Source organism: Pandoraea terrigena, from assembly GCF_902459705.1.
GTDB lineage: Bacteria > Pseudomonadota > Gammaproteobacteria > Burkholderiales > Burkholderiaceae > Pandoraea > Pandoraea terrigena.
This window is the reverse complement of sequence record NZ_CABPRU010000003.1, coordinates 470,022-486,138: the sequence shown is the minus strand read 5'-3', so window position 1 is coordinate 486,138 and position 16,117 is coordinate 470,022. Positions and strand designations below refer to the sequence as shown.

The following is a 16,117-nucleotide window of genomic DNA, read 5'->3' as shown; positions in this document are numbered from 1 at the left end:
GAACGATGCGGTGAAGGGGTTGCTACGATCGCGAGGCAGCGGCTAAGGGGAATTACCGATCCTGCAATTCGCCGCATTGCATACAATGTTTACAAAATTTGCGGAATGCGCCCGTGAATCTCTATTTTTATGAAAACATTGCATACAATGTCGTCTACACCATTCACGCTTTCCTCCGCTGACGTCTACCTGGCCATCAAGACCGCACTGGCCGAACGTCAGTACGCCGCGGGGCAATATCTGCGCGAGACGCAACTGGCGGCGCGCTTGGGCGTGAGCCGCACCCCTGTGCGCGAGGCCTTGCGCCGGCTCGATGCGGAGGGTTGGGTCGAAGCGGTGCCCAACTATGGCGTGCGCGTGCGCGCATGGACCGAGCAGGACGCACGCGAGATTTTCGAGGCTCGCCTGCTGATCGAGCCGTATCTGGCGGGGCGTGCAGCGCAGCGGGCGACCGACGATGAAGTCGCGCAGCTTCGCGAACTGGCCGTGACGATGTTCGACATTGCGCGCGAGCCTCCAACGGCTGCGTTGACCGAACGCTGGTTTGCGCTCAACGATGCCTTTCACGCGATCATCAGCGGCGGCGCTGGCAACGGCCGGCTCGACCGCTCACTCAAATCGATGAAAGAGACGCCACTGGTCAAGTGGACGTTCGACACCTACAACCCCGAACACCGCGAGCGCAGCGCACGCCAGCACCTCGAGATCGTCGACGCGTTTGAACAACGCAACGGCGTCTGGGCCGAGGCGATCGTGCGCTGCCATATCGCGGCGGCGCAGAGCGTCGTGCTTGGCCGTGCGCATCGCACGCGGACCGACGACGCCGTGGCATCTGCGTTGGCAGGGGATTAGCCGGTTCCATCAGCAGTACCCCGAAAACATCACGTCGATAACGACGGAGGAGACAGCGCATGTTGAGTTCGATAAACGCGGGGCCCCGGCTCGACCGGCTGCCCATCTCTGGGTTCCATCGCCGGATCCTGTGGCTGATCGGCGGCGGCATGTTCCTCGATTCATTCGACATCTACCTGGCCGGCGGCGTGCTGGGGGCCTTGGCCAAGAGTGGTTGGTCGACGATGCAGCTCAACGCCACCTTTCTGTCAGCGACCTTTGTCGGCATGCTGCTCGGTGCCTTGACGGCTGGTGTGCTGGGCGATCGGAAGGGACGCAAGTTCACGTATCAGTTCAACCTGGCGATCTTTGGCCTGGCGTCGCTGGCCGGTGCGTTCGCGCCCAACATGACGTGGCTGATCGTGTGCCGCTTCTTCATGGGACTTGGGCTTGGCGCGGAGATCGTGGTCGGCTACGGCTCGCTTGGTGAATTCGTTCCGCCCGCCGTGCGCGGCAAGTGGTCGGCATACCTGTCGCTGATCACAAATTCGGCGTTGTTCTTCTCGACCTTCCTCGGCTACCTGATCATCCCCTCGATTGGCTGGCGCGCGATGTTCGGCATCGTGGGCGTGGGGGCATTGGTGATGTGGTTCGTGCGCGCCAAGATGCCCGAATCGCCGCGCTGGCTGGAATCCAAGGGGCGCTTCGACGAGGCCGATGCGATTCTGCGCGCGGCCGAAGCCGAGTCGGCGCGCGGGGGCGTATTGCCCCCGGTGCGCCAGTCGCTGCCCGTCGCCACACGGCAGACCACGCTGCTGGACCTGTTTTCGCGCGCGCAGATTCGTCGCACGGTGGTGGCAATTTGCGTGCAGATCGGCATCAACGTCGTGATCTATGGCTTCATTGTCTGGGTGCCGACGTTCCTGATGAAGCAGGGCATCGGAATGGCGTCGTCGCTCGGCTACACCACGTTGATGTCGCTCGGCGGTCCGGCGGGTGCGCTGGTGGGCGTGCTCGTAGCCGACCGGGTCGGCCGCAAGAACGGCATGATCGCGGTGTCGGCGGTTGCCGCCGTGGTGGGGTGGGCCTATGGCCATTCGACGAGTGTGGAGATGGCGACCGTGCTCGGCTTCCTGCTGTTCACGCTCACCTATCTGATGGTCGCGCTTGGCATCGCAACCTATTGTCCCGAGTTGTTCGCGACGGAGAACCGCATGCGCGGCAATGGCGTGGCGGGCTGTGCCGGCCGGGTCGCCGGGATTCTCGCACCGCAGATGGTCGTCGCGCTCTATGCGTCCGGCGGCATCCAGCAGGTTCTCACGACGATCGCCTGCGTGCTGGCGGCCATGTCGATCGTGCTCGCGGTGTTCGGCATCGAGACCAACCGGCGCTCGCTCGAGGACATCGCACCGAATGCGGGCGCGCCTGGCGCCGCCGGTCTCGGCGATTCGGAATTCTCCGGAAAATCGCAAAGCTGACGTCTGGCGCAATACGGCGTCCGGTTTTGACATGACGCGCGGGTCGATGACATCGCGCGTCGGAAATCCTGTTTCACCGACTTATTGGAATCGTTATGAACGCCCAAGAAAAACGCAGTCAACTCAAAGCGAAACTGGCTCGGCACGACATTGTCGTCGCGCCGGGGATCTACGACATGATCTCGGTCGCCATGGCTGACGCGATGCAGTTCGACTGTCTTTATATGACCGGTTTCGGCACCGTCGCCTCGTATCTGGGCGTACCCGATGCCGGCCTGGCGACCTATACCGACATGGTCAATCGTGTGACGGCGTTCTGCGGCAACAGCCGCACGCCATTGATTTGCGATGGCGACACCGGTTACGGTGGGTTGCTCAATGTCATGCACACGGTGCGTGGCTACGAACGCGCGGGCGCGGCAGGTATTCAGCTTGAAGACCAGGAGTTTCCGAAGAAGTGCGGCCATACGCCGGGTCGCCGGGTGATTCCGGCCGGCGATATGGTCAAGAAGATCCAGGTCGCGGCACAGACGCGCGACGACGCGAACTTCCAGATCGTTGCACGCACCGACGCCCGCACATCGCTCGGATTGGACGAAGCATTGCGTCGAGGCGAGGCTTACGTGAAGGCGGGGGCGGACATCCTGTTCATCGAGTCGCCCGAGCGCGCGGAGGAGCTGGAGACGATCGGAAAAACCTTCGACGTGCCACTGCTGTGCAATATCGTCGAGGGCGGACGCACACCACAATTGTCGCCAGCGGAATTGCAGTCGCTCGGGTTTTCCATGGCGATCTATCCGGCGACGGGCTTCCTGGCCGCCGCGCGCGCCCTGGAACATGCATACGCGCAGATCAAGGCCGGCAAGGGCACGATGGGCATCGACAACGCGCTCTATCCGTTCTCGCAAATGTGCGAGTTGATGGGCTTCCCGGAAGTGTGGGCGTTTGATCGGGCTCACGCAGACTGAGCGAGTGCCCGGCGGCGGTGTCGCGCTAAGCGGCGTCCGCCGTCCCCGCAGTGATGTGGCGTTGAAGGGTCAGCGCGACGGTTCGCCGTTGAGTCGATCCGGCGGTAACCCGAGCGGCGATGTCGATCGACTGGCGGGGAGTCCAAAGCTCGCGAACAACGCGATACCGCAGGCGCCGATAACGAAGTACGCCGGTGCGGCCAGTGAGCCGGTCTCACGGATCAGCATGGTCGCCAGCAAGGGGGCGAATCCGCTGAAGACGAGAACGGAGGCGTTATACGAGAGTGCGATGCCGCTGAATCTCACCTGAACCGGGAACTGATCGGCAAGCACGGACGCCCATGTACCGCTTGCGAGCGAGAAGACCAGCGCCGCGAAGATGAACAGGGTCACCAGGTCCACGGCGTGGTTGATCAGCGCGTAATAAAACGGATAACTCAGTACCACCAGCAACGCGGCCGACGCACGCAGAAGGTAGCGGCGCGGCACCTTGTCGCCAAGCCAGCCCGCTGCGAGCAAGCCAAAGGAACTGACGATCAGATAAGCGTTCTGCGCGATCGCCGCCGTTCGGGGCGCATAGTGAAGTTGTTGCACCAGGTAAGCCGGCATGTGCCCGTACAAGATGCCATTGACACCGGCCATGACCGCGATCGTGAGTGCGGCGGTGACGACTGATTTACCGTGGTGACGAAGCGTCTCGCGAAACGGTTGCTTGATGACGGCGCCATGCATCTTCTGGAACTCGGGAGACTCGTCGAGGTTGCGTCGCATCCAGTACGACACGATTCCGCAGAGACCTCCGAACAGGAAGGCGACTCGCCAGCCATACGCCGCGGCATCTGCGCTCGACAGGGAACTTTGAATGACGAGGTTGACGACGGTCGCGAGCAATACGCCCACGTTCACCGCGCAGATGATGACGCCGGCAGCCAGGCCCGCGCGATGCGGCGCAGCTTCCACGGCATAAGTAATGGCACCGGGCATTTCGCCACCGACACAGAACCCCTGAAGCATGCGCAGGACGATCAGCGCAATCGATGCGGTGATCCCCCAGTGCTCATAGTTCGGCAGCAGGCCAAGGCAAATGGTCGCGGTGGTCACGACGACGATGGAGCCGAGAAACACGGGGCGGCGGCCATAACGATCTCCCCAGCTACTCAGCACAATGCCGCCGAGCGGTCGAATCACGTAGCCGATCGCCAGTACGGAGTAGGCGGCGAGCATGCTCAACAGCGCCGACGCGTTAGGAAAGAACTGCGCGGCGATGTAGTGAGCAAAAAAGCCATACACAATGAAGTCGTAAAACTCCAGTGAGCCGCCGAGGCTCGCGATGAGAATCATCTTCCATTGCGATCGTGTCAGACCGGTGGATTGCGGACGGCTGATATCGCCGGCGGGGTTGCGGGTTGTCTCCATGACTTCTCCAGGAAGGGTTGGCTTCTATGTCCAATGACGTATATGCGCAATGGTGTTGCCCAACGGCGGCCCGATGGCCGCCGATCAGGCGTTTTCCGTGCGCGGATGGGGCAGTGCCTGGTCAAGCAGGTGGTCCAGGGCATGCGCGTCAGGCGCGACACCAAACACGTATCGGTCGGGGCGCACCAATTGGGCGACAGCGCCGGTTGACCCGAGCCACTCGCGGATCGACGCATCCTCGCTCGCGATAAGCTGGACATGCGCGCGGGCCGCCTGATCAGGTAGGTCCGGGCACTCGCTGAGCAACTCCGGCAAGGTCACCAGTGCGAATCGGTAGCCGACGACGTCGTCAAGACGCCGGCCATCGCGCAGGCGCGGTTGCGGCGCAATCTGTCCTGCCGTGCCTGACGGGTCGTCTACCCATTCTCCTGGTCCGAGCTTCGGTTGCGGCGTCACAAAATTGCGGATGGCTTCGGCCGTCTCGTCGTCGCGAGCGTTCGCAAGTTCCGGGTGGGTTGTCTGTATGACGGCGCCGAGCTGAACGGCAGTTTCGATAAATTCGCGCACATGCGGCGAGCGTTCCGATTCATACGTGTCGAGAAGGGCATCGGAGGCTTCGCCGCGAAGCACGGCACCCAGCTTCCAGGCGAGATTCGACGCATCGCGAATACCGGCTGCCATGCCTTGGCCCATGAATGGAGGCGTCTGGTGTGCAGCGTCTCCTGCCAGCAGCAACCGGCCGCGGCGCCAACCGTTGGCGACGACGGAATGAAACGTATAGACGGCCGAGCGCTCGAGCCGTGCGTCGGCGGGCGAGATCCAGCGAGCGAGCTTGTCCCACAGCCATTCCGGGGTCGTGAGTTGTGTCGAATCGTCGCCGGGCATCACCATGATTTCCCAGCGGCGACGATTGCCGGGACCGCGTGTGTAAGTGGTCGGCCGCGCCGGGTCGCAATACTGAATTGAGACGTCGCCCAGTTCGGGGCGTGGCGCATTGAGCATGACGTCCACCACGACCCAACGTTCGTGCGATTTGAGATCCGTCAGCTCGGTGCCCATGAATCGCCGCGCAATGGAGCGCGCGCCGTCACACCCGACGACATATCGAGCGGTGGCGCGCCCCAGTTTGCCGCAACGCGTGTCCTCGAAGCGCAATTGAACGCCGTCGCTTGTCTCGTCAAGGGCGAACACCTCGTGTCGCAGGCGCAATTCGACGTTGGGTTGCTGCGCGAGGCGCTTGCGCAAAGCATTCTCCAGGTCGGGCTGGTGGAATTTGTAACTGGCACACCAGCCATGCGGCCCAATGCTGGTCGGACGTGGCCAGTCGATCAGCAACTTGCCTTGCGCGTTGACGAACTTCATTCCCGGGCCGACGAACAGGTTGGGGAGCAGGGCGTCTGCAATCCCGATCGTCTGAAACACGCGCATGCATTCGCCATCGAAATGGACCGCGCGCGGCAGCGCAAAGATGTCCTTGTCGCGCTCCAGCACCAGCACCCGCAAACCCTGAATCGCGAGCAGATTGCCCAGTGTGGCCCCGGTGGGGCCCAGACCGATGATCGCGACGTCGTAGTCGCACGTATGCGTTGGAATCGTTTGATTTGACATATTTGTTTCCTGCTGATGAGACACCGGGGGCGGCTCGCCGCACCCGGTCACGCGCTTTACGCCTCGTCGGCAATCGGATTGGACAGCCGCCCAATGCGATCCACTTCCACCTCGACCACATCGCCCGGTTTCATGAACAGCGGCGGATGGCGTTTCGCACCGACGCCGCCCGGCGTGCCGGTCACGATCACGTCGCCCGCGAAGAGCGGCGTGAACGTCGAGAGATAAGCAATTTGCTTGGCGATGCCGTGGATGAGCATGTCCGTGGTTGCGCGCTGCACTTCCTGCCCGTTCAGGCGGGTGACGAGCGTCATCAGCGAATTCGGCGCGATCTCGTCACGTGTGACCATCCACGGCCCGAACGCGCCGGTGCGGTAGAAGTTCTTGCCCGGCCCCCATTGCGTCGTATGGCGCTGCCAGTCGCGCACGGAGCCGTCGTTGTAGCAGGCATAACCCGCAACGTGATGCCACGCGTCGGCTTCGGAGATACGCCGTCCGCCGCGGCCGATGATGACGGCGATCTCGCCCTCGTAGTCGAACTGCTGTGTTTCGGGCGGGCGCAGCATCGGTTGACCATGGCCAACCTGGGAGGCGGGCAGCCGCATGAAGATCGTGGGCTGCTCGGTCACTTCGCGCTGGGTTTCCTTGACGTGCTCGGCGTAATTCAGACCCACGCAGAAGATCTGCTCGGGATTGGGAATGACCGGCAGCAACGTCACGTCCGAGAGCACGTGGTCGCCCTGTGCGCCTTCGATTGCCTGGGCCGCTTCCGCGAAGGCGTCGGCGGCAATCAGCGCTTTAAGGTCCGCGAAGCGCCCATCAAGGCGCTTGCCCAGGTCGAAGATTGTGTTGTCGCGAACAACGCCGAACGAGGGGCCGTGCGAGGTGGAGAAGCTGACGAGTTTCATTGATGCTCCGATGATAAAGAACGGTCTATTCGATCCGTATGGTGCTAACAAAAATGATGTATTTATCGTAATTTGAGAATAAACTACATTTAACGATGAGCACAACGTGTTTTTCGTTAGGGTTTATCACTATCGGAGACGAGCATGGAAGGGTTGAAGCAGAAGCGGCGGGGGCTCTCGTTGAGCCATATGGGTTTTTACGTGAGCGATATGGCGCGGGTCGAAGATTTCTATTCCCGGGTGCTGGAGTTCACGGTGACGGATCGTGGCAAGCTGCGGGCGCAGCATGGAGACGTGCAGTTGGTGTTCTTGAGCCGTGATCCGGCGGTACATCATCAGATCGTCCTGGCGAGCGGCCGTCCGGTGCAACTGGCGTTCAATCCGATCAACCAGATTTCGCTGGAAGCGGACAGTCTTGCCACGCTCCGGCAGTTCCACCAAAAGTTCGTGGCGGAAGGGCTCGATGAAATCCGCCCCGTGACCCATGGAAATGCGGTTTCGATCTATGCGCGAGACCCGGAAGGCAATCGGCTGGAACTGTTCATCGACACGCCGTGGTACGTTGACCAGCCGATGCGGGTGCCGGTCGACTTCGACCTGCCAGACGCCGAGCTGATGGCGGATGTCGAGCGCCACGCCAGAACCCTGCCGGGTTTCCGTCCGCGAAGCGTATGGCAAGCGGAGATGGCTGAGCGCATGGGGCTTGTGTGATCGGGTGACGCGACGCACGACGACAGGCGTTGCTGCTTGCGTTGGGGTTGGGGGTCAGTTGACGCTGCGCGAAGTCGCCGGCCCCGCGTGCGCTTTGCCGATACGCACGGCCCTGACCGATCGGCTGCGGGCTCTGGCTATAATTCACTCACGTTCATAGGGTCCATTGTTCAGATGTCGAGCATCACCAAAGTCCTATCCATCCTCGATCTGTTTTCCGAGGCCAAGCCGTTCCTGTCCGCCGAAGACGTTGGCGCGGAACTCGGTTGCTCGATTCCGACGGCTTACCGCTATGTGCGAGAGCTTGTGGATGCGGGCTTGCTCGTGCGTTTTGCGGGAGGGGACTACGGGCTTGGCCCTCGCATCATCAAGCTCGACTACCACTTGCGCGTGTCTGATCCACTGCTGGCGGCAGGTCAACCGATCATGCGGGAACTGAGCGAGCATTCAGGCTTCGACATCGTGATGTCTCGGTGGTACGGGAACGAACTTGTCGACACTCATCGGGAGACGCACGACGCATCGCTTGATCTCAGATACGGCCGAGGGCGCCCACGCCCGCTTTTCCTCGGTGCCGCGTCAAAGGCCATCCTGTCGACCTTTCCCAAGGCCAAGCTGGCGGTGTTGTTCGATCAATACGCCGAGGACATCGCGCACAGCGGACTGGGCACGACACTTGAAGAATTTCGTGGGGCATTGCTCAGGATTCGGCGCGCAGGTTTTTATCTTTCGAGAGACGAACTTGAAGTCGGGGTTTCGGCGCTGGCGTCGCCGCTGTTTACGGACGACTCGGGCGAAGCGGTCGGCGCGCTCGCGGTGATCGTGCCGACGCCGCGTCTGCAGTTCGCCAATCTCGACCGGCTCGTCGAATCGATCAAGGAGGCGGCGGCTCGGATTTCACAGCGTACGCGGGCGGTCATCGAGAGCCGCCAGACCGACGCCGTTGCTTCTCCGCCCGGTGGGGCGCGCCCAACAAGCGCCGCATAATCGACTGGCGCGGGTCATGGTTCGTTGGCGTCGTGCGTCAGCGCCTTCAGGTGTTCGCGTTGCGACGTGCTCGCGCCGTCATGCTCTCGCACTTTGGGGCGGGGAGTGCCTTGCGCCGAGCGGCGCTTCACAAGCGTGTCCTTGCGTCTGCGAGTGCGACCTCGATGGCCGCGGCCTCCTTTTTCACGGCCGCCGCAAGCTCGGGCTCCCTCTCCAGAATCCGCTCCGACAGCGCGGAGATCGCCACTGCGGCAATCACCTCGCCACCCGGTGAGCGGATCGCCGCCGCGATCCCTCCCATACGATGCACAACGGCATCAATCAACACCGCGTAGCCTTTGTCCTGCACGCGCGCGATCGCCCCGCGCAAAAACGTATCCGTCAGCGTCGGATAGTGCGTGACACGCGGCGCAATCTGCGCGAGCACGGCTTCGCGCTCGGCGTCGCGCATAGCGGCGAGCACCGCGAGCCCGCTCGACCCTACGCCTAGCGTACGGCGGCTGCCGAGCGCCTGAAAATTCGCGCGCACCGGATACTCACCGATCTGCAGGTCTACGCACACCATCTCCAGTCCGCTCAACACCGACATCAGCGACGTGTCCGCGAATTCGCCGCTCAACCGGAGCAGACTCGGGCGCGCTATCGCGCGCCAGTCGATCTCTTCCTCCACGCCGTTGGCAATTCTGACGATCTCGGCACCGAGTCGGTAGTGCCGGGAATCGGCGTCGCGCGACACCATGCCTTCCCGAATCAGGATGTCGAGCACGCGCATCGTGGTCGAGCGATCCAGGCCGCAGTAATCCGCGATGTCCACGAGTCGGACATTGCGGCCATCGCTCATCGCCTTCAGTACTCGACAGGCCTTTTCGATCGCTCCGATCGGATTGGGTGAGTTCGCTTTCAAGGGCTCTCCATTAATTTCATTAGATGCAAATAAAATTAAAATAGATATCTATTGACACCAGTGTTAACCCGCTAATTTGCAAATTTATCTTGGAAATAGTTCGCGTATACGTAGAATTTAGCGAAACAGAAGAATATCGCATGTTTGCATCAGATGCAAATGTATATGAATCATAGTCACCGTAGGCGGTCCCATGTCAGTGTTTGAGTCAACTCTGGTGCCATCCAGCGAGTCCTTTGCCCGTCATCGGCGGGCAATGATCGACCGGCTGGAGCGGCTTCGGTCAATCGAAGCGGCAACGCGCGAAGTATCGACCGCCGCCGCCCCGCGTTTCCGCAAACGCGGACAGCTCTTGCCCGCCGAGCGCTTGAGTTTGCTGCTGGACAGGGGCGCGCCGTTTCTCGAGCTGTGTTCGATTGCCGGCTACGGTCTAGGCGCCGCGCGTGCGGACGGTCGGGAAATCGCGGGGGGCGGCCTGATCGCGGGTATCGGCTCGGTCGCGGGCACCGTCTGCATGCTAAGCGTCACCGATTCGGGCATCGATGCCGGGGCGTTCCAGCCCAAGGGTCTCGAGAAGCTGCTGCGCATCCAGGAGATCGCACTGGAGAACCGGTTGCCGTTCGTGCAGTTGGTGGAAAGCGCGGGTGCCAATCTGCTTGCCTATCGCGTCGAGAATTTCGTCAACGGCGGACAGAAGTTTCGCAATCTCGCGCGCTTGTCCGCAGCCGGCATCCCGGTTGTGACGGTGACGCACGGCCCGTCCACGGCGGGCGGCGCGTATCAGACCGGGCTGTCGGACTACATCGTGCTAGTGCGTGGACGCTCGCGCGCTTTCCTCGCCGGGCCGGCGCTGCTCAAGGCGGCGACTGGCGAGGTCGCGACCGAAGAAGAACTCGGCGGCGCGGAAATGCATACGTCGGTGTCGGGGCTCGGCGACTACCTGGCCGAAGACGATCGCGACGCGTTGCGCCTCGCGCGCGAAATCGTCAGTTCCTTGAACTGGCCGTCGCGCGCGCCGTTGCCGCAGCGTATGGATTTCCGCGAGCCGCGCTACAGCGCAGAGGAATTGCTTGGGGTGATGCCAGACGACCATCGCCGCCCGGTCGACATGCGCGAAGTGATCGCGAGGATCGTCGACGACTCTGACTTCCGCGAGTTTGGCGCGCGCTACGGCTCGGCCACCGTGTGCGGTCATGCGTCGGTGCAAGGCCGGCCCGTCGGCATCATTACCAATAATGGACCGATCGAGCCAGCGGGCGCATCCAAGGCGACACACTTTATTCAGGCGTGCTGTCAGTCGCGTACGCCTTTGCTCTATCTGAACAACACCACCGGTTTCATGGTCGGCCGCGCGTTCGAGGAGGCGGGCAGCATCAAGCACGGTTCGAAGATGATCCAGGCGATCAGCAGCGCAAGCGTTCCACAGATCACGATTTTTTGTGGCGCGTCCTTCGGCGCCGGGCACTACGCGATGTGCGGCAAGGGCTTTCATCCGCGCTTCAGCTTTTCATGGCCGAACGCCAAGACGGCGGTGATGGGGGCCGAGCAGGCCGCGCAGACGATGGTCAGCGTGAGCCGCGCGGCGATGCTTCGCAAGACCGGCGAAGTGGACGAAGAAAAGCTTTCGGCAATTTCCCGCAAGGTCATCGAGAACTTCGAAGGCCAGATGGACGTGTTCGCGACGAGCGCGCACGTGCTCGACGATGGCGTCATCGATCCGCGCGATACGCGCCGCGTGCTGGCCCAGGTACTGGAACTCTGCGATGCGGCGGCTCACCGGCAACTGGTGCCGATGCAGTTCGGCGTCGCGCGTCCATGAGGGCCGTCGGCGCGCCGAGCCGCCAGGCTACCCAATTTATCCAGAGACCGGAATCCATGAGCAGCATCAAACGGCTATTGATAGCCAACCGCGGTGAAATCGCCGCGCGTGTCATACGCAGCGCCCACGCAATGGGTATCGAGACCGTCGCGGTTTACTCCGACACCGATGCCGACGCGCCACATGTGCGCATGGCGACACGCGCGGTGTGCATCGGCGCGCCGTCGGCCGCAGCTTCTTACCTGAACATCGAGGCGATCGTGCAGGCGGCGCATGTTGCGGGCGCCGATGCCATTCATCCGGGCTACGGCTTCCTGTCGGAGAACGCCGGTTTCGCGCAGGCCTGTGCCGACGCCGGTCTGACGTTCGTCGGCCCGTCAGCGCATGCGATTCGCGTGATGGGTGACAAGGCCGAGGCGAAGGTTTTCATGCGCAACGCCGGGCTGCCGTGCATTCCGGGCTACGACGGGGAGGAACAGGATGCCGGCATGCTGGCCGAGGCGGCCGCGCGTATCGGCTATCCGGTGATCGTCAAGGCGACAGCGGGCGGGGGCGGGCGCGGCATGCGCGTCGTCGAGGACGCGAGCGCATTCCAGCGCGCGCTCGAGTCGGCGCGCTCCGAAGCGCTTGCGGCGTTCGGCAGCGAACGCATGATCGTCGAACGGGTGGTGCGCGAGCCGCGCCACATCGAAATTCAGGTGCTCGTCGATCGTTATGGTAACGGCGTGCATTTCGGCGAGCGCGACTGCTCGGTGCAGCGTCGTCACCAGAAGCTGATCGAGGAAGCTCCCGCGCCCGGCCTGTCGGTTGAAACGCGCGAGCAGATGGGGCGCGCGGCCGTCGCGGCAGCGATCACGCTTGGCTACGAAGGTGTCGGCACCTTCGAGTTTCTGCTCGATGCGTCGGGCGAGTTCTATTTCATGGAGATGAATACGCGCTTGCAGGTCGAGCATCCGGTCACCGAATGCATCGCCGGCATCGACCTCGTCGAGTGGCAACTGCGCGTCGCGATGGGCGAGGCACTCGATTTTAGTCAGCAAGACGTGCGCCTTGCCGGTCATGCGATCGAAGTGCGGCTGTGCGCAGAGGACGAGCGAAACGCCTTCCTACCGCAAAGCGGTTCGATCGAACTGTGGGCTGCGCCTGACGGCATTCGCGTGGAACACGCGGTGCGCAGCGGCTTTGTCGTCTCGCCGTATTACGACTCAATGTTCGCAAAGCTGATCGGTTCGGGCAAGACGCGCGAAGACGCCCGGCGCTCGCTGGTCAAGGCGCTGCGCGACACGGTCGTGCTCGGCATTCGCACGAACCGGCAGGCGCTGATCCGTTGCCTCGAGCATGCGGCATTCGTCGCGGGGGGCGTGAACACCGGCTTTCTGGTCGAGCACAAGGACGACGTGCTCGTGCCGCAAGACGAAAGCCCATGGCTCGCGCTCGCGGTGGTCGGCGCCGTGCTCTCGCCGGGCACGCGCGCGAGCGGCTGGCGCGGTTCGGCCATCCATCTCGCCGACGACACCGGCGTCGTGTACCGCCTGGATGTCGCGCCCTGCGGCCAACGCGGGTTGCGCATCGAGTCCGACGCACATTCGATCACCTTCGACGTTTGCGAGATCGAGCGCCCGCGTGTGCGCTTCTCGTTCGGCGGCGTCGATCGGGAGGCGTTCTGGGTGCTGTGCGCCGATCAGGTCCACGTGCAGATCGACGGCCATGCGTGGTCGTTCGTGGATCGCACGTATGTGGGGGCGACGGCCAGCGATGGCGAGCGCGACGGCCGTTTGCGCGCGCCATCCAATGGCCGGGTCGTGGCGCTGTACGCAAGCTCGGGCCAGCGTGTCGCAGAGGGCGATGCGCTGCTCACCATCGAGGCGATGAAAATGGAACACACGGTGATCGCGCCGGCAGCAGCCATCGTGCGCAGTGTGCTGATCGAAGTCGGGCAGTCGGTGACGACAGGCAAGGTGCTGCTCGAATTCGAGCCGGCCGCTTGATCGTCCGGTCAGTGCCCATGCAACACGCCAACTACCTTCATAAGATACAAACGCAATCAGGAATGCCTGACATGTCGAAAACGGGAACCGGTGCCCTTGCCGGCATCAAGGTCGTCGATCTATCGCGCGTGCTGGCCGGCCCGGCCTGCGCGCAGACGCTGGCCGATCACGGTGCAGAGGTCGTCAAGGTCGAGTCGCCCGCCGGCGACGATACTCGGCTTTGGGGGCCGCCGTTTCGCGACGGCGCGGCATCGTACTACATGGGTGTCAATCGCAATAAGCGCGGGATCGTGCTTGATCTGAACCAACCCGACGCGCGCGAGGTGCTGCTCGATCTGCTCGAACAGGCGGACGTGCTTGTCGAGAACTTCAAGGTGGGCACGCTGGAGCGCTGGGGACTGGGGTATCAGGACACGCTCGCCGGCCGCTTTCCCCGCCTCGTGCATTGCCGCATCAGCGGCTTCGGCGCCGATGGCCCGCTCGGCGGCTTGCCCGGTTACGACGCGGTCATTCAAGCGATGTCCGGACTTATGAGCATCAATGGCGACCCGGCGAGCGGCGCGACTCGCATCGGCGTGCCGATTGTCGACCTCGCGTCGGGGCAGGCCAGTGTCAACGGCATTTTGCTCGCACTGCTGGAGCGCGAGCGCTCCGGCCGCGGTCAGTTTGTCGATATTGCCCTGTATGACGTCGCGCTGTCGCTACTGCACCCGCCTGCCGCGAACTGGTTCATGTCGGGCCGTGTACCACCGTTGCTCGGTAACGGACATCCGAACATCGTGCCGTACGACAAGTTCGAGACCGCGACGGTCGAGGTGTTCCTTGGCGTCGGCAACGACCGTCAGTTCGCGATTTTTGCGCAAGACGTCGGGCGTCCTGAATGGGCGGACGATCCGCGCTTCTGCTCGAACGGGGCTCGGATGAAACATCGCGACTCGCTGCGCCGATTGATCGCCGAGCGTATGCGCAGCGTCGACGGTGAAGCACTCTGTCGCAGTCTCACACGCGCGGGTGTTCCCGCAGGCGCGGTGCGCGACGTGAGTGCGGCGCTCGCCGATGCGCATACGACGCATCGGCACATGCGTGTCGCTGTTGACGATTACGAAGGCGTTGGGGTTCCGGTGAAGCTTTCGCGCACGCCGGCTCAGGTCCGACGGCGCCCGCCGCGTTTTGCCGAGCACACGCGTGAGGTGTTGCAGGAGCTTGGCTATGCCGACGAACGTATCGATGCGCTGGCCAGCGACGGCGTGCTGCGGCTCGCACGCGAGGAGGTTGCGCCATGAGCGGCGCGACGAAGCAAGCCCGGCTGCCGTATGAAGGGATGCGCGTGCTCGACCTGAGCCAGGGCATCGCCGGTCCGTCGTGTGGTGCATTGCTCGCGCGACAAGGCGCGGACGTCGTCAAGGTTGAGCCGCCGGCCGGCGACTGGGGTCGCCTGATGGGCGACGGTGCAAACGGTCTGACCGCCATCAGCATCGGTGCGAATGCCGGCAAGCGCGCGCTTTGTATCGACGCGACGCGAGTCGAAGGACGCGCGGTGCTGCATCGCATGGTCGAGCAGACCGACGTGCTGATCGACAGCTTCCGCCCTGGTGTGATGGACACACTCGGGCTCGGCTATCGAACTACATCGATGCTCAATGCCGCGTTGATTCATCTGTCGATTACGGGCTTTGGACCCAGTGGCCCGTACCGCGACAAGGCGGGCTCGGATTCGGTGCTGCAGGCGCTCGGTGGAATGATGGTGATGAACCGCGACGGCGAGGACGTGCCGCGCCGAGTCGGCATGATGATCGTCGACGCGGTGTGCGGCGTGTATGCCGCGCAAAGCGTGGGCGCGGCGCTGATCGGTCGTGGCGTGACAGGCCAGGGCGAGCACGTCGAACTGTCGTTGCTCGAAGTGACGGCGGCGCTGCAGACGATCCCGATTCTCGATCACTTCATGAGTGCGGGGCGCGAGAGGCTGCCGGCGACGGTGCCCTCGGGCACGTTCCGCACGCGCGACGGCTTCATCAACGTGGTCGCACTGCGCAACGAGATGTTCGTCCGGCTCGCGCATGCGCTCGGGCATCCCGAATGGGGATCGTGTGATGCGTGGTCCACCAATGCGAAGCGGCTCGCGCGGCGTGAAGAGATCAACGTGGCGATCGCAGATGTGCTGCGCGAGCGCGACAGCGCCGATTGGCTCGAACGCCTGCACGCGCATGACGTGCTGTGTGCCGGCGTGAACGACTACGGCGATTTCGTCTCCGATCCGCAGGTGCAGCACGCCGGTGTGTTCCGCAACCTGGCGCTTCGCGGCATGCCCGGATTGCCGCTCGCGGGCGTACCGGGACTGGCTGGCGGGGGCGAGATCGGGCCGGTGCCCAGGCAGGGCGAGCACAGCCGGAACGTGCTGGTCGACTTCGGATTGTCGGATATCGAAGTCGACGCGCTGCTGAGGACGGGTGTCGTTATCGATACGCAGACCCACCGCGGCGGGACATGACGTCACCATCG

The 16,117-nt window shown here is 63.2% G+C and carries 13 protein-coding genes; 9 read left to right on the top strand and 4 right to left on the bottom strand.

Translation table 11 applies throughout. The annotated features are described in order from the left end of the window. Positions 1–147: 147 nt before the first annotated feature. The 3 genes from PTE31013_RS09840 to PTE31013_RS09830 all read left to right on the top strand — a co-directional run bounded on the left by PTE31013_RS09840 (position 148) and on the right by PTE31013_RS09830 (position 3,277). Complete coding sequence (locus PTE31013_RS09840; protein ID WP_150612612.1) at positions 148–852, top strand: GntR family transcriptional regulator; 705 nt, start codon at positions 148–150, stop codon at positions 850–852. 59 nt (positions 853–911) lie between these two features. Next, entirely contained in the window at positions 912–2,309 is a 1,398-nt protein-coding gene (locus PTE31013_RS09835; RefSeq protein ID WP_150612611.1) for an MFS transporter, read from the top strand. Between the two features lie 95 nt (positions 2,310–2,404). Beyond that, positions 2,405–3,277, top strand: a complete 873-nt coding sequence (locus tag PTE31013_RS09830; protein WP_150612610.1) for an isocitrate lyase/PEP mutase family protein — start codon at positions 2,405–2,407, stop codon at positions 3,275–3,277. A gap of 69 nt (positions 3,278–3,346) precedes the next feature. Here the strand turns inward: PTE31013_RS09830 and PTE31013_RS09825 are convergent, their stop codons facing one another. From PTE31013_RS09825 to PTE31013_RS09815, 3 genes are all read right to left on the bottom strand, one after another. Further along, positions 3,347–4,693 (bottom strand): MFS transporter, encoded by a 1,347-nt coding sequence (locus tag PTE31013_RS09825; RefSeq protein WP_150612609.1) that lies wholly within the window; start codon positions 4,691–4,693, stop codon positions 3,347–3,349. 84 nt (positions 4,694–4,777) lie between these two features. Continuing rightward, on the bottom strand, positions 4,778–6,301 hold the full coding sequence (gene mhpA / locus PTE31013_RS09820; protein ID WP_150612608.1) for a bifunctional 3-(3-hydroxy-phenyl)propionate/3-hydroxycinnamic acid hydroxylase MhpA: 1,524 nt from the start codon (positions 6,299–6,301) through the stop codon (positions 4,778–4,780). A 56-nt stretch (positions 6,302–6,357) separates the two neighbouring features. After that, positions 6,358–7,209, bottom strand: a complete 852-nt coding sequence (locus PTE31013_RS09815) for a fumarylacetoacetate hydrolase family protein (protein ID WP_150612607.1) — start codon at positions 7,207–7,209, stop codon at positions 6,358–6,360. A 144-nt stretch (positions 7,210–7,353) separates the two neighbouring features. Between PTE31013_RS09815 and PTE31013_RS09810 the strand changes: the two genes are divergently transcribed. Further along, positions 7,354–7,920: a VOC family protein gene (locus PTE31013_RS09810; protein WP_150612606.1), complete on the top strand. Its 567-nt coding sequence runs from the start codon at positions 7,354–7,356 to the stop codon at positions 7,918–7,920. Between the two features lie 174 nt (positions 7,921–8,094). Beyond that, positions 8,095–8,907: an IclR family transcriptional regulator gene (locus PTE31013_RS09805; RefSeq protein WP_150612605.1), complete on the top strand. Its 813-nt coding sequence runs from the start codon at positions 8,095–8,097 to the stop codon at positions 8,905–8,907. 127 nt (positions 8,908–9,034) lie between these two features. On the opposite strand, the gene PTE31013_RS09800 is transcribed toward PTE31013_RS09805, so the two are convergent. Next, a complete protein-coding gene (locus PTE31013_RS09800) occupies positions 9,035–9,811 on the bottom strand; it encodes an IclR family transcriptional regulator (RefSeq protein WP_150612604.1) in 777 nt (258 codons plus the stop codon). 193 nt (positions 9,812–10,004) lie between these two features. Between PTE31013_RS09800 and PTE31013_RS09795 the strand changes: the two genes are divergently transcribed. The 4 genes from PTE31013_RS09795 (at position 10,005) to PTE31013_RS09780 (ending at position 16,106) form a co-directional block, all read left to right on the top strand. After that, a complete protein-coding gene (locus tag PTE31013_RS09795) occupies positions 10,005–11,630 on the top strand; it encodes an acyl-CoA carboxylase subunit beta (RefSeq protein WP_150612603.1) in 1,626 nt (541 codons plus the stop codon). 56 nt (positions 11,631–11,686) lie between these two features. Then, positions 11,687–13,618 (top strand): acetyl/propionyl/methylcrotonyl-CoA carboxylase subunit alpha, encoded by a 1,932-nt coding sequence (locus PTE31013_RS09790; protein ID WP_150612602.1) that lies wholly within the window; start codon positions 11,687–11,689, stop codon positions 13,616–13,618. A 71-nt stretch (positions 13,619–13,689) separates the two neighbouring features. Continuing rightward, positions 13,690–14,901 carry a CaiB/BaiF CoA transferase family protein gene (locus PTE31013_RS09785; protein ID WP_150612601.1) on the top strand — a complete coding sequence of 404 codons (1,212 nt, stop codon included), beginning with the start codon at positions 13,690–13,692 and terminating at the stop codon, positions 14,899–14,901. Beyond that, positions 14,898–16,106, top strand: coding sequence for a CaiB/BaiF CoA transferase family protein (locus tag PTE31013_RS09780; RefSeq protein ID WP_150612600.1), 1,209 nt, complete (start codon positions 14,898–14,900; stop codon positions 16,104–16,106). Before PTE31013_RS09785 ends, PTE31013_RS09780 begins: the two co-directional genes overlap by 4 nt. Positions 16,107–16,117 lie beyond the last annotated feature (11 nt).